The 12,663-nt window shown below is 44.9% G+C and carries 18 protein-coding genes and 1 pseudogene; 7 read left to right on the plus strand and 12 right to left on the minus strand.

Features of this window, described 5'->3' with window-relative positions:
• Nucleotides 1-84: 84 nt before the first annotated feature.
• From R7P35_RS22505 to R7P35_RS22520, 4 genes are read right to left on the minus strand one after another with little or no spacing between them, the layout of a single operon-like run.
• The gene (locus R7P35_RS22505) at nt 85-525 is read right to left on the minus strand and encodes a DUF2069 domain-containing protein (protein ID WP_005380407.1); all 441 of its coding nucleotides are present in this window, start codon (nt 523-525) and stop codon (nt 85-87) included.
• A 22-nt stretch (nt 526-547) separates the two neighbouring features.
• Nucleotides 548-1,117 carry an NAD(P)H:quinone oxidoreductase gene (gene wrbA, locus R7P35_RS22510; RefSeq protein ID WP_005380409.1) on the minus strand — a complete coding sequence of 190 codons (570 nt, stop codon included), beginning with the start codon at nt 1,115-1,117 and terminating at the stop codon, nt 548-550.
• Nucleotides 1,118-1,468 (minus strand): arsenate reductase (glutaredoxin), encoded by a 351-nt coding sequence (gene arsC, locus R7P35_RS22515; protein ID WP_005380410.1) that lies wholly within the window; start codon nt 1,466-1,468, stop codon nt 1,118-1,120.
• A gap of 16 nt (nt 1,469-1,484) precedes the next feature.
• Nucleotides 1,485-2,936 carry a tetratricopeptide repeat protein gene (locus R7P35_RS22520; RefSeq protein WP_005394337.1) on the minus strand — a complete coding sequence of 484 codons (1,452 nt, stop codon included), beginning with the start codon at nt 2,934-2,936 and terminating at the stop codon, nt 1,485-1,487.
• 257 nt (nt 2,937-3,193) lie between these two features.
• On the opposite strand from R7P35_RS22520, the gene R7P35_RS22525 reads away from it, so the two are divergent.
• A complete protein-coding gene (locus R7P35_RS22525; RefSeq protein WP_005380414.1) occupies nt 3,194-3,430 on the plus strand; it encodes a sulfurtransferase TusA family protein in 237 nt (78 codons plus the stop codon).
• A gap of 1 nt (nt 3,431) precedes the next feature.
• Nucleotides 3,432-4,505: an AI-2E family transporter gene (locus R7P35_RS22530; RefSeq protein WP_005380416.1), complete on the plus strand. Its 1,074-nt coding sequence runs from the start codon at nt 3,432-3,434 to the stop codon at nt 4,503-4,505.
• A 77-nt stretch (nt 4,506-4,582) separates the two neighbouring features.
• Here R7P35_RS22530 and bcp read toward each other — a convergent pair whose 3' ends face one another.
• Nucleotides 4,583-5,053: a thioredoxin-dependent thiol peroxidase gene (gene bcp / locus R7P35_RS22535; RefSeq protein ID WP_005380418.1), complete on the minus strand. Its 471-nt coding sequence runs from the start codon at nt 5,051-5,053 to the stop codon at nt 4,583-4,585.
• A 16-nt stretch (nt 5,054-5,069) separates the two neighbouring features.
• Nucleotides 5,070-5,612: a glycine cleavage system protein R gene (locus tag R7P35_RS22540; protein ID WP_005380420.1), complete on the minus strand. Its 543-nt coding sequence runs from the start codon at nt 5,610-5,612 to the stop codon at nt 5,070-5,072.
• 476 nt (nt 5,613-6,088) lie between these two features.
• Here R7P35_RS22540 and dapA point away from each other — a divergent pair, with 476 nt between their 5' ends.
• Both dapA and bamC read left to right on the plus strand, forming a co-directional pair.
• Nucleotides 6,089-6,967 carry a 4-hydroxy-tetrahydrodipicolinate synthase gene (gene dapA / locus R7P35_RS22545; protein WP_005380422.1) on the plus strand — a complete coding sequence of 293 codons (879 nt, stop codon included), beginning with the start codon at nt 6,089-6,091 and terminating at the stop codon, nt 6,965-6,967.
• Between the two features lie 80 nt (nt 6,968-7,047).
• Entirely contained in the window at nt 7,048-8,067 is a 1,020-nt protein-coding gene (gene bamC, locus R7P35_RS22550; RefSeq protein ID WP_005380424.1) for an outer membrane protein assembly factor BamC, read from the plus strand.
• Nucleotides 8,068-8,173: 106 nt separating this feature from the next.
• Here bamC and R7P35_RS22555 read toward each other — a convergent pair whose 3' ends face one another.
• The 4 genes from R7P35_RS22555 to R7P35_RS22570 are packed head-to-tail and all read right to left on the minus strand — an operon-like array spanning nt 8,174 to nt 10,592.
• Nucleotides 8,174-8,377, minus strand: coding sequence for a DUF2897 family protein (locus R7P35_RS22555; RefSeq protein WP_005380425.1), 204 nt, complete (start codon nt 8,375-8,377; stop codon nt 8,174-8,176).
• Nucleotides 8,374-9,072, minus strand: a complete 699-nt coding sequence (locus tag R7P35_RS22560) for a M15 family metallopeptidase (protein ID WP_025768261.1) — start codon at nt 9,070-9,072, stop codon at nt 8,374-8,376. The genes R7P35_RS22555 and R7P35_RS22560 overlap by 4 nt, the downstream gene beginning before the upstream one ends.
• Nucleotides 9,073-9,086: 14 nt before the next feature.
• On the minus strand, nt 9,087-10,223 hold the full coding sequence (gene dapE / locus R7P35_RS22565) for a succinyl-diaminopimelate desuccinylase (RefSeq protein WP_047102854.1): 1,137 nt from the start codon (nt 10,221-10,223) through the stop codon (nt 9,087-9,089).
• A gap of 18 nt (nt 10,224-10,241) precedes the next feature.
• Nucleotides 10,242-10,592 carry an ArsC family reductase gene (locus R7P35_RS22570; RefSeq protein ID WP_005380431.1) on the minus strand — a complete coding sequence of 117 codons (351 nt, stop codon included), beginning with the start codon at nt 10,590-10,592 and terminating at the stop codon, nt 10,242-10,244.
• A 291-nt stretch (nt 10,593-10,883) separates the two neighbouring features.
• Here R7P35_RS22570 and R7P35_RS22575 point away from each other — a divergent pair, with 291 nt between their 5' ends.
• Entirely contained in the window at nt 10,884-11,171 is a 288-nt protein-coding gene (locus R7P35_RS22575; protein WP_005380433.1) for a winged helix-turn-helix domain-containing protein, read from the plus strand.
• A gap of 34 nt (nt 11,172-11,205) precedes the next feature.
• Here R7P35_RS22575 and R7P35_RS22580 read toward each other — a convergent pair whose 3' ends face one another.
• Both R7P35_RS22580 and R7P35_RS22585 read right to left on the minus strand, forming a co-directional pair.
• Nucleotides 11,206-11,538, minus strand: coding sequence for a DUF4156 domain-containing protein (locus R7P35_RS22580; RefSeq protein WP_005380435.1), 333 nt, complete (start codon nt 11,536-11,538; stop codon nt 11,206-11,208).
• A 3-nt stretch (nt 11,539-11,541) separates the two neighbouring features.
• A complete protein-coding gene (locus tag R7P35_RS22585) occupies nt 11,542-11,895 on the minus strand; it encodes a DUF2956 domain-containing protein (RefSeq protein WP_005380437.1) in 354 nt (117 codons plus the stop codon).
• Between the two features lie 144 nt (nt 11,896-12,039).
• On the opposite strand from R7P35_RS22585, the gene R7P35_RS22590 reads away from it, so the two are divergent.
• Together R7P35_RS22590 and R7P35_RS22595 are read left to right on the plus strand one after the other, a co-directional pair.
• Nucleotides 12,040-12,525 (plus strand): DUF2919 domain-containing protein, encoded by a 486-nt coding sequence (locus R7P35_RS22590; protein WP_053304482.1) that lies wholly within the window; start codon nt 12,040-12,042, stop codon nt 12,523-12,525.
• 46 nt (nt 12,526-12,571) lie between these two features.
• Nucleotides 12,572-12,663 (plus strand): annotated as a pseudogene (locus R7P35_RS22595) (deferrochelatase); the annotation flags it as partial.

Raw genomic sequence — 12,663 nt, forward strand, 5'->3', positions numbered from 1 at the left:
CATAAAAAAGAGTCGCAATAGCGACTCTTTTTGTTTTCTAAATTCGTATTCGAACCAATGATCAGTGATTGACTGCAATTGGCGTTATTTATTGAATTTCGCTTTTTCTTCTTTTTCTACTTGAGAGAGGCGTTTCAACTTAAGACCTAGCTCTTTGCCTCTCGCTCTAGCAAACAAAATATTGCCAGCGAAACCGAGTGAAGTCAGTATCAGTTCCACTGCCGCAAGCCAGCGTTCACCCCCATCCACATAGAGGATGGTCAGCGCATGCAAGAAATACAGCATAAGAACAAAGTTAGCCCAAGCATGAGTGTAAGGCTTACCAGCTAAAATACCAGGCAACGGAAGTAGTAGCGGAATACACCAAGCAATAGCAAGTGTTGTGCTGCTGAGGTGGGGATGAGGGGATAACGCAAGCTGCCAAATAGCGACCCAGGCTAATAAGGCTAAGTTGCCAAATAAAGCCAGGTAACGATAGGTTTTAGCCTGTGTACCGAGTGGTGTTTGGTCTAAAGAGTCAGACATCGATTAACTATCCTTGATTTTACTAACAGACTTTTAGTTTTAACGCTGCAGTTGCCAGCCTTTTGCCTAATTGTTGTGCCAGGCGAATCTCTTCACTGCTTAGGGTTGCCTCATGGCCTACACTGCTGGCGCCATACGGAGTGCCTCCGGACTGCGTAGTGTGTAACTCTGGCTCGGAATAAGGAATGCCCAAAACCATCATCCCGTGATGCAATAAAGGGGTCATCATGCTTTGTAACGTTGTTTCTTGACCACCATGCATCGAGGACGAAGAGGTAAAGACACAAGCAGGCTTATCGATTAAGTCACCACTGACCCATAAAGATGTAGTCTGATCCCAGAAGTGCTTTAAAGGCGCAGCCATGTTGCCAAACCAGACGGGACTGCCAAACGCTAGACCGTCGCACGTTTTTAGTTCCTCTAGAGTAACAATTGGATCAGAAGGGGAGTGTGAGTGAGGTGACAATTCTTCAACTGTACGCAAAATTGCTTGGCATTGAGGAGTCGATTCGACTCCTCTTGCTATTTGTCTTGCCAGTTGTTTTGTCGAGCCATGACGGCTGAAATACAAAATAAGGATCTGGCAATCCATTTATAAAATATCCAACACTTGCTCTGGTGGGCGACCAATTTTTGCTTTGCCGTTAGCAACGACAACCGGACGCTCAAACAACTTTGGATTCTTCGCCATTGCTTCGAATAATTGCTCATCGCTGACGGAGTCTTCGCCTAAGCCAAGCTCTTTATATTCACTTTCTTTAGTGCGCATCATTTCACGTACAGATGAAAAGCCAAGCTGGGCGTACAGCGCTTTTAGTTCATCCACGTTAAGTGGTGTGTCTAGGTATTTGACGACTTCCGGTGTAACACCATTTTGCTCAAGCAGTTCAAGTGTTTGACGGCTCTTTGAGCAACGAGGGTTGTGATAAATCACGACTGACATGGTTTTCTCCATTTCGTTATTGTAATGCCATGAATCGATCTCTTTGGATCATGAGTTGGTCGATACGGGCATCGTATCGTGCTTGCTCTAAGCTGCCCAACTTGGCCATTTTACTTGCTTCACTATAATATTGAATCGCTTTATTCCAATTTGCTCGCAATGCCAAAATTTCTGCTCGAGCAGCCAACTCTTCATCGCTACGCCCCAGCGCGTGGTAGCTCTTCGATATTAGGTGCCAGCCATTTGTATCTTCAGGATAGTCATGAGTGTATCTTTGAAGAACTCGCGTGGCTTGATCGTTTTTATTGTCCTCAAGTAGCGCATTGGCGTAGTTAATGGTCAATACTTTATTTTGAGGGTTACGAGATAACGCTTTGCGGAGCATCTCGGTTGCTTTTTCTGGCTGCTTCTTCTCGATGTATAAATCCGTCATAGCGTCCAAGTAAAACGGGTTACTTGGGTCTTGTTCCAGTAACTTTTTCAAAATTGGTTCCGCTTGAGATAAGCGTTTATTGTCTAAATGCACGAGTGCTCGACCATAATCAAAAGCAGGTGTAATGTCCGCAGAGGCTTTCTTTTGGGTTCTCTCAAACCAGCTCAGGGCGGCTTGTCCATCAATGCCAGCGTAACGAGCCACAATGCGCGCGCGAGCTAGATGATAGTCTATTGAAGGCACAACACGCATTGGAGGATAGGTTCTTGCTCGCGCACGGCTATCGGTAATTCGATCTTCAGGCAGAGGGTGAGTCAGGAGCATTGGTGGCGGTTTACTCGCGTAACGATACTCATCAGCAAGACGGCCAAAAAACCTTGGCATTGCTTGAACATCAAAACCGGCTTTTGCTAGTGTCGAAATACCAAAGCGATCCGCTTCTTTTTCGTTTGCACGAGTGTAGTTGATTTGACTTTGCATGTTGCCCGCGGTTGCTGCTGTAATTGCAGCCATCCCCGCTTCGGGTGAGGCAATTGAAAGCAGTAGTGCCCCCGCAAGTGCGGCTAATGTGGCCGGAGAGCGGCGTGCTTGTTCTTCCATACTCCGAGCAAGATGACGTTGTGTGACGTGCGCTATCTCGTGAGCGACAACAGAGGCCAGCTCACTTTCTGAACGAGCATGAAGAAACAACCCAGAATGCAGCGCTACATAGCCACCAAAAAACGCGAACGCGTTGATATTACGGTCGCGAATCATAAAGAAGTGGAACGGCGTTTTTACATCATTCGCATTGGCCACTAATTTGTGCCCAAGAGAGTCAATATATTCATTGATGACAGGGTCATTAACGATAGGTTTACTGGCTCTGAGCATACGCATATAGGCGTCGCCATAAATCAACTCTTGGTCTATTGAAAGCGTGCCACCAGCAGCTGTGCCAATGTCTGGCAAGTCAATGCTATTGGCATAAGTTGTCGGCGAACTGATGGCAGCAGCAAGACATAAGCAAACTAGCGAGCGAGTGCGTTTTAACATACGTTTAAAAGGTTCTCCAAAATACATAAGCATGTGGTTACAGGTCGAGAGCCTATTAACAGCGCCACATACGTTTTGGTTATCCGTGAGGATATAAGCTAACAGTAAGACCGGAAATAAATGAATTGGTTTCGTAAATTATTTTATATCCGAGCTATTTCAGCATGTGGTTAAATCATGTCAGAAGTGCTAGCACCAGCTCAAAAAGCCGTTACAATACAACCCTATCATAAGTGCAGAGCAATACAATGGAATCCATGTTACTTGATTTGCGTGAGCAACGTTGTCCTATGGCACTGTTACTTGCAAAGCGTCATGCTGCTGAGGTCTTTCAAGGAGAAGCAAAGCAGTATCATCAACTTGTCATTCAAGTGGTGGACAACAGCTCTAAACGAGACATTGTGAACTATCTTAGTGCCCAAGGGTACTCGGTTGATTGCCAATCTACATCAGAGCACTACACATTGACTGTCTTCAATAAGGAATCCGCATAAGATGTTTGAAATGGTTAGTCGTTGGTATAAACGACGTTTCTCTGACCCTCACGCAGTAAGTCTCGTCGCGATCTTGCTGTTTGGCTTTATCACCATTTACTTCTTTGGACACTTGATTGCGCCATTACTTGTCGCGATCGTTTTGGCTTATCTACTTGAATGGCCAGTTGTCAAAATGTGTCGTATAGGCGTGCCGCGCACCTTGTCGGTTATTATCGTGATCTTGGTCTTTGTCGGGTTGATGTTAATTGCTTTGTTTGGCTTGGTTCCGACGATTTGGACTCAGGTCGGTAATCTAATTAACGATATTCCGAACATGTACAACGGGCTACAAAAGTTTATTGTCACATTGCCAGAGCGCCACCCTGAACTAGCCAATTTAGAAATAGTAGAAACCGTGGTGACGAACGCCAAAAACCAAGCATTGGGGCTGGGTGAAAGTGTCGTCAAAGGGTCGCTTGCTTCATTAGTTAGCATTGCAACGCTAGCGGTATATTTGATCTTAGTGCCACTTCTGATCTTCTTTTTGCTTAAAGACAAAGAAGAAATGCTGCGAATCGCAAGCGGTATTCTGCCGAAAAACCGTAAATTGGCGAATAAAGTTTGGCATGAGATGAACGAGCAGATATCAAATTACATTCGCGGTAAAGTGTTAGAGATTTTAATCGTGGGCGGTGTGAGCTACGTGACTTTTGCCCTTCTAGACCTTCGTTACTCGGCGTTGCTTGCCGTAGCCGTTGGTCTGTCGGTTTTGATTCCTTATATCGGTGCGGCGGCTGTTACTGTACCTGTTGCTATCGTTGGTTTGTTCCAATGGGGTTTAACGCCTCCGTTTTATTGGTTGTTGCTTGCTTACGGTATTATCCAGGCGCTTGATGGTAATGTCTTGGTTCCTGTTCTGTTTTCCGAGGCAGTAAACTTACACCCAGTTGCTATCATTGTGGCTGTATTAGTCTTTGGTGGGCTGTGGGGTTTTTGGGGGGTGTTCTTCGCCATTCCTTTAGCGACATTAGTCAAAGCCGTATGGCATGCATTACCAAGCACGGAAGAAAACGAACCTGTCGAACAAGAGTAGTTGTTACCAAAGGTACGATGGTTAAAAGAAAGCCCAGCAGTTTGCTGGGCTTTTTGTTTGTAGAAAAACAATAGCGTTTAAGCGTTTTCGTTTAAGTAGTTTAATACGACTTCGTGGTGATCTTTGGTTTTGAACTTGTTGAACACATGTTCGATCACGCCTTCTTCATTGATCAGAAAGCTAATGCGGTGAAGACCGTCGTATACTTTGCCCATGAATTTCTTTTCGCCCCAAACGCCGAACTGGTCAGCAACGGCATGGTCTTCATCAGAAAGCAGAGTGAAGTTTAAATCATCGCGCTCGATGAACTTGCCTAGACGCTTTACAGGGTCGATGCTTACGCCGAGTACCACCACGTTATGTGCATCGAGTTCAGCTTTGATGTCACGAAGGCCTTTTGCTTGTGTAGTACAACCCGGCGTCATCGCCTTAGGGTAAAAGTAGAAAAGTACTTTCTTGCCTTTAAAGTCTTCAAGAGAAACGGTATTTCCGTCTTGGTCGAGCAAAGAGAAGGCTGGCGCTGGCGAGCCTGCTGTCAGCGTATTCATTTTGATTTCCTTTACTTTATAGTGTGTTTTTAATGAAATTCAGAGAACCTTGTACGTTGAGCGACTTACAAAGTTCATCGAAGTCTTCTTGTAACTGCATCAAATTAAAATCCGCGCTTACAGATGCAGTAATCGCAATGTGAAACTGGTCAGAATCGAGTTGAATTTTCGACTTGCTGATGGTTTGCGCGCTAAGAGAGTCTAAACCAATCTGCTGATCAGCGAAGAACTTAGTAAATTTTTCAGTTAACCCAGGGCGGTCTTCAGACTCAATAAACACTTCCATGGTGTAGCTGTTATCGAGCAGTTCGTGCGCCGCTGTGCGTTTCATGATCGTAATAAGGTCATGTTCTTGGCCAAGCAGGGGCAATTGTGTTTCAACTCGAGTCACGCTGCTGGCATTCCCAGTCAGGAGCATGATCAGCGTAAATTCGCTGCCAAAGATAGCGATACGGCTATCGACTATGTTACAACCAGCTTGAGTAACGAGCTGTACGACTTGGTTACAAATGCCTGGACGGTCCGTTCCAACTGCTGTAAGTACCAGATGTTGCTTCATAAATGAGCTTCTTGTCCTTTCTTCAATAGAGAGATGTTAGCACAGATATTGCGAAGAAATATCGAGCCAGTTCTTTTTTAGTCCATAAAAAAGCAGTCGGAGCTTGAGGGGAGTGGTGGGAAATAAACAGTAAATGCAGGCTATAGGATAAACAAAACGTTTGCATGATGTGCTTGCCTATTGTCTGGCCGTTTTATTCACTTAGATCTGACTTGGCTAACAAGACCAAAGAGTATATTTTCCTTGCTTGTGCTCTTCAGTATTTTCCAAATCACTGATAGATTCTAAAGTCACTCGAAAGCCCAACACGATTATCAATATTGCCGTTAATCAAACCAAATAGAGCAATTAAGTTGCTAGACCTCTAACAACTGATAATTATTCATTCATTTGTACTTTGTAAGCGAGTTTACGCTCTTGTGTTTTTCAATCGCATTACAGTACCATGCAGAAAGAGTTAAATGAGGGAGATAAACATGTTTTCAGGAAGTATCGTAGCGCTGATTACGCCATTCAAAGCAGATGGCGAAGTAGACTTTGACGGTCTGCAAAAGCTAGTAGAGTACCACGTTGAAGCGGGTACAGACGGTATTGTGGCAGTAGGCACAACAGGTGAGTCAGCGACACTGACCATTGAAGAGCATGTGAAGGTCGTTAATAAAACTGTTGAGTTTGCCGACGGTCGCATCCCTGTGATTGCTGGCACGGGTGCAAATGCAACCCATGAGGCAGTAACATTTAGCAAATTACTGGCTGATTCTGGTATTGCTGGCTTCCTGAGTGTGACACCGTATTACAACAAACCAACTCAAGAGGGTTTGTTTTTACATTACAAGGCAATTGCCGAAGCGAGTGACGTGCCTCTAATTTTGTACAACGTACCAGGCCGTACTGCTGTTGATATGCAGCCAGAAACAGTGGCACGCTTGTCAAAGCTTGATAATATCGTGGCTCTAAAAGATGCAACGGGCGATTTGGAACGAATTGCAATTCATCGTGAACTTTGTGGCGAAGATTTTATCTTACTAAGTGGCGATGATGCGACAGGGCTGGATTTTGTGAAACTTGGCGGCAATGGTGTTATCTCGGTAACGAACAATATTGCAGCTAAAGACATGGCAGACATGTTCCATTTGGCAAGTGAAGGTAAGTACGAAGAAGCAGAAGCGATTAACCAACGCTTGATGACTCTACACAAAAACCTTTTCATCGAAGCAAGCCCTATCCCAGTAAAATGGGCAGCGCAAAAGCTTGGTTTGATTGAAGAAGGTGGTTTGCGTCTTCCTTTAACTACGCTTTCTGAAAAATCGCAGCCGATCGTCGAGCAGGCGCTAACAGACGCCCATATTTATTAAGATTGAGCTATTAAGATTGAGTTACTAGGATTGAAGTTCATACTGGGGGCCAAAGCGCCCTCGGTGTTTTAGGAGTATAGATGAAGCTTTCAAGCCAGTTAGTGTTAAGTTCATTAGCTGTATTCGTATTGACTGCCTGTTCAGGTGGTGCCAATCAACGTCGTCAAGCAAAAGATGACTTCGAGTATTTGAACTCCCCAAATTTGGGTGAGTGGAATGTCCCACAGGGTGCACAGCCTCAGTTTTACCCTAACTACGAGATCCCTCAGGGTAACTACGCTGGTGGTGTCGGTAAAGATGTCGACATTCGTCCACCTCAACAAGTCCTAGAGCTTATTCCCGGTGCACGTCTAGACCGCAGTAGTGATGGTGAAGTGACACTTTGGCTACTTCGTAAAGATGAACTAGATAAAGTTTGGCAAACGGTGCAAAACATGGTCGCGGCTAACGAGATTCCAGTTGAAAGCCAAACAGACTCTCGCATCGAGACAGGATGGGTGACTTGGGATTCGCCAGATGAAGAGCTAGAAATTGGCAGCCGATATGAAATCGTACGCGCTGAAGCAAATGGTCGACACGGCTTTAAGGTGAGCCTTATTGACTGGCGTGAAGGCAATCAAGTGAAAGAAGTAACGGCGACCAACCGTGAGCGCTACAATGTGTTCATGACGAACTTGGTCACCGCTCGCTACGATCAAGAAGTGCGTGAAGAAGCACAGCGTAAAGCGCAAGAGTTGGTTAAACAGATCCCAATCACAATGGGTAAAGACCGCAGCGGACTTCCAGTGATTATCGCGCGTGCGCAATACAACATGCTTTGGCAACGTCTGCCTAATATTCTACCTAAGATGGGCTTTAAGATTGAAGAGCGTAGCCAGTCTCAGGGCACAATCACTGCGAAATATGCATCTCCGGATGATGAATTCTGGAACGATATCGGCGTTAAACCAGTGGAGTTAGCCGCTGGTAAGTACACATTCTTACTTGGTGATTTAGGCAACCGTACGTCTATCAATATCACCGACTCCTCTGGCAAGCCAGTAGAAGAAGAGTTTTTGAAATCACTAGCGCCTGTATTGGCTGCAACAGTGAAGCAGTAAACAAAGCGAGCTTAACGCGGCGTGTTTACTTAATGATAGAAAAGGGACCTAGTGGTCCCTTTTTTGATGTTTAGATTAAATGTGTCGAGATGAAGCTGGTGAGTAACTAACGAGGCTCGTTTTTGTTTTTATCTTCTTCAGCGTAGCGCTGTTTATCCAATGTGTTCAGCTTATCTAAATCGTTCTTACGGCTTTTATCCATCTGACCAAACTTCATTTTTGCGGTATATTTGAGTGCGGCAATATTACCAATAACCACGCTCAACACTACAATAATAATGACCCAAGGATTGGTTAGTATTTCTATCATAGAGCCTCCGGCGGCGTGATATTGTGAATAAATTTGGCAACGACGTTATCCAAATTATTCAGTATGACGTCAATCCCTGCAATGTTGTCGGTCTGATTTTGTTTAATCAACTGGCTTCTGAGTACATCAAGCGTCAACTGTTCGAGGCATTGCTGCCCGACAGCGCGGTGACTAATGTGCCAAGGCTCAATCGAAACGCCACCTAAATCATGCTGATAAGGGAAGAAGAAACCGAACCGACCAAGGTTGGCTTTTAACCATTGGTAGAACGCCTGCTGGTGGCCTTCAAGATACTCCCAAGGTTCCAACTTGAGTTTGGTGTCAGCAGGCAATAAATTGCGCGCATAGACATCAAAATCACAACCCCAATGATGACGACTTCCTCCGGGCAATGCCGACCAGCGCAAAATGGCCATCAATTTCTCTTCGTCATTTAACTCTGCTTTATTCAAAGGGCGGGAGTTGATGTCGAGAATTGGCAACTCACCAGAAAACTTCCCGTTCCAGATGGCTTTTTGGCGATTAAAGTCACGAAAACCACTGGCGATTTCCATTTTGAAACCTGCTTCGGTTGCGGCATTAATCATCTTCAATAAGTCATTGACTACTTTAGGGTGAAGCATAAATGCCTTTTGCCCCACTAGTGTGGATTGAAGATGGGAATCAGTGATTCCGGTGAGTTGCTCTGGTGTCATTGTGTTCTCGCTGATTACTTCGCCAATAGGTGTTTCAACGTGTTTTCGTACATGTCCGTCAACTTTTCAAGATCGTCGACTTTCACGCACTCGTTCACTTTATGAATCGTAGCGTTAACAGGGCCTAACTCTACGACTTGACCTCCCATTCGAGCAATAAAACGACCATCAGACGTACCGCCAGTTGTAAGTAGCGCTGGCTTCGTATCATTGACTTCGGCCACAGCAGCTACAACCGCGTCTAGCAGTGCGCCCGTATCGGTCAGGAATGGGTCTCCGTTGAATGTCCATTTTAGGTCGTAGTCCAGCTCATGCTTGTCCAATGTTTCGGTAACACGCTGAACAATTGCGTCATTGTTAAGCTCAGTACTAAAACGTAGGTTGAACTGAACATGGAACTCGCCAGGAATAACGTTAGACGCACCAGTGCCAGCCGATACATTCGGGATCTGGAAACTAGTCGGTGGGAAGTAATCATTCCCTTTGTCCCATTCTGTCGTCGCGAGTTCATGAATCGCGAGTAGAGACTCGTGCACTGGATTGCTGGCTAGGTGAGGGTAGGCCACGTGACCTTGTGTTCCTTTTACCGTTAAATCACCAGTGATGGATCCACGGCGTCCATTTTTCACTACATCGCCAACCACGTCGGTGCTGGATGGTTCACCAACAATACACATATCGATGTTCTCACCACGTTCCATCAACGTTTCTACAACGCGAACGGTACCATTGATAAATGGCCCTTCTTCATCTGACGTAATCAAAAAGCCAATTGAGCCTTTGTGATCTGGGTTTTCGGCGATAAAGCGTTCAACTGCAACAACCATAGCGGCGAGTGACCCTTTCATGTCAGCTGCGCCGCGGCCATGCAAGTAACCATCAAGAATGGTCGGTTCAAACGGATGTGTATTCCAGTGTTCCAATTTGCCAGCTGGTACCACATCAGTGTGGCCAGCAAACGCAAATAGCGGCGCTTCTGAACCACGTCGAGCCCAGAAGTTCGTGGTGTCTTCAAATACCATCACTTCAATTTCAAACCCGAGTGCTTTTAAGCGCTCGATCATCAAATCCTGACAACCTGCGTCTTCCGGCGTTACGGACTGTCTACTGATCAGATCTTTAGCAAGTGCCAATACTGGACTGTCTGTCATCCTTGAGTATTCCTTTATTTAAGAGTTGAAAATGCTAGCGTATTGATCAGCTTTAAAACCGATATGAAGTTGATCATTCACTTTTAAAATTGGGCGTTTAATCATCGCAGGGTTTTCTACCAAAAGAGCGATGGCGTTTTCCTCGTTAAGTGTGTCTTTCTGCTCTTGCGCTAATTGGCGGTAGGTTGTGCCACGTTTATTGAGCACCTGTTCCCAACCTAAAGCGCGACAAAATTCACTTACCATTTCTGCATCAATGCCTTGCTTACGGTAGTCATGGAAGTCGTAAGCAATATCCTCGGCTTCTAACCATTTCTTGGCTTTTTTGATCGTATCGCAGTTGGGAATACCAAACATGGTAATCGACATAGTGTTTCCTTTTTCTTTGTTCTATTTTTCACTGGCGCGGTTAAGACGCACTTAAGTGAATTGGGCTGTTAAAGCATCCTATCAAGAAGCAATCAAACTGACAAAATGCGGTGGAAAATATTTTCAGATAGATTGAGATAACTAATGTCACATAACTTATTTACGATGAATGCGCTATAAATCGAATAAAAATTCGTCTAAATCAAATGGAAAAGTCGAGTTATTGATCAAACGCAACACCTCGCTGAGCAAAAACGAAATAATGAATCAGCACAATTTTAGGAGGTGTCAATGGAATTGAGTCCTGTTTTTGCAAGGCGGCTATATTTGGCCTTGTTGGTGGAAAACCTAGAAAGGCCGAATGTGCCAAAGTTGATCGAAAAAACGGGGTGGCCTCGTCGTACTATTCAAGATGTACTCAAGGCGTTACCTGGGATCGGCATTGAACTCATATTCGTTCAAGATGGCCGACGTCATAATGACGGCTATTATCAACTTTCAGATTGGGGGCCTTTTGATAGCCAATGGGTTCTAGAGCGGGAGAGAGATATCGCTAGCAGTCTTGGATTTCGTGCATAAGCCAGCAATTGCTGGCTTTTTTCATATTCAGGCCTCATCCATTGCAGCGGTAGGCGGAACCCAGCACGCTAAATGAAGTGATAAAATCTTGTGGGGAAACCATAAAAACGGTGTCCGCATCGATAGCCGCTGCATTGTTTTTTAAATCGTTCATCGCGCCTTGCATCATCGCGTCATTAGTCATGAAAATGTAGTTATACCAATGGCCTTCACTTCCGGTGACTTCGCCTTTGTATTCGCATCGCTCAGGGTCGAATTGCGCGTCAATGCGAATATGAACATCTTGACTTTGAGCATGAGTAAGGTGAGAAGGCATCGTGCAACCCGTTAGAAGCACGACAAAAAGTCCAAGTAACAGGCGTTTCATTAGCTATTTCCCCAATACTATGTAAGCAGCAAAGCCAATCCAGCTCAGGACAAGTAGTGTCCAAGGCAGTTTGCTTGATGAATGGTTTGGCGCATCGTCGGTGATATTGTCTTGTTCGATAATCTCTTCATGCTGACGTTGCTTTTCACGTTGCTGTTTTTTCTTCGCTTTATCGGCTTGGCGGTTGCGCTCTTTTTGTTGTTTCTTATATTGCGCGATGCCTTTTTCGATACCTTGAGCGATGAGCTTGGTTTGCTCTTTGGTTTGGCCGGGCTTTTGCGTGGATTTAGCAATTCTCATCGCTTCGGCTTGTGTTTCTTGAGAAGGCACAGGGGTGGCAGGAGTTCTTTTTTTCATGTTTCTCATCAACGTCGCTGTAAATCTTTGTTTAGTTTACCTGTGTAAGGTGCTGAAATGAACTTCAGTTCTCATCTTTGTTGGCTTGCAACTCTGAAACGATAGGTTAAAGTGACGTTTTTATCACATAAAGAAGAAGATGTTGTGCGCTATTCGTTTGACCAATATGACGCTCATGGATTTTTAAAGGCGCCGATCATTTTATGGGTGGGATGGATGTTTCTTGTGCGTTCATGGGTGGTGTTTGCCATGGCTGGTGTAAGTCGTGATAGTGGCAGCAAGCTACTCGCTATTGTTTACCCAGATTCAAGTACGTTGTATTTAGGTTTGGCGATGGGCATTCCAAGTTTGCTTCTTATGTGGTTAATGGGGCTTCGTCATCCCGACAGAGAATGGGTAAACAGAATTACTCGCTATGGTCGCGAGATCACTTTGATCTTGTGCGGTATTCAACTTGCTCAGACCATGTATCATGTGTACCTAGAACATGGAGTGTTTAATTGGGCAAACGCCCTTACCATTACCTTATTAGCTTGGTTTATGATCTATCTTCTAAATGGAAGATGGGTAAAAGACTGTTTTCATGTGCCACAATTGGCGCGCGATGAACAGCAGCATTCAAAGAATTAAAAACAATAACTTCCCACTCTGGGGCAAAGTAATAGAGGAAACCTCAATGTCACAAGCTCAAACGGCGATCGTGCCAGAAGCCGGGCCATTTGCACTGTACACTCAACTCAAAGTGAACCAAAACCGTGAAAACGTATT

The organism is Vibrio sp. Vb0304, from assembly GCF_033338995.1.
In the GTDB taxonomy this organism is placed as follows: Bacteria; Pseudomonadota; Gammaproteobacteria; order Enterobacterales; family Vibrionaceae; genus Vibrio; species Vibrio alginolyticus.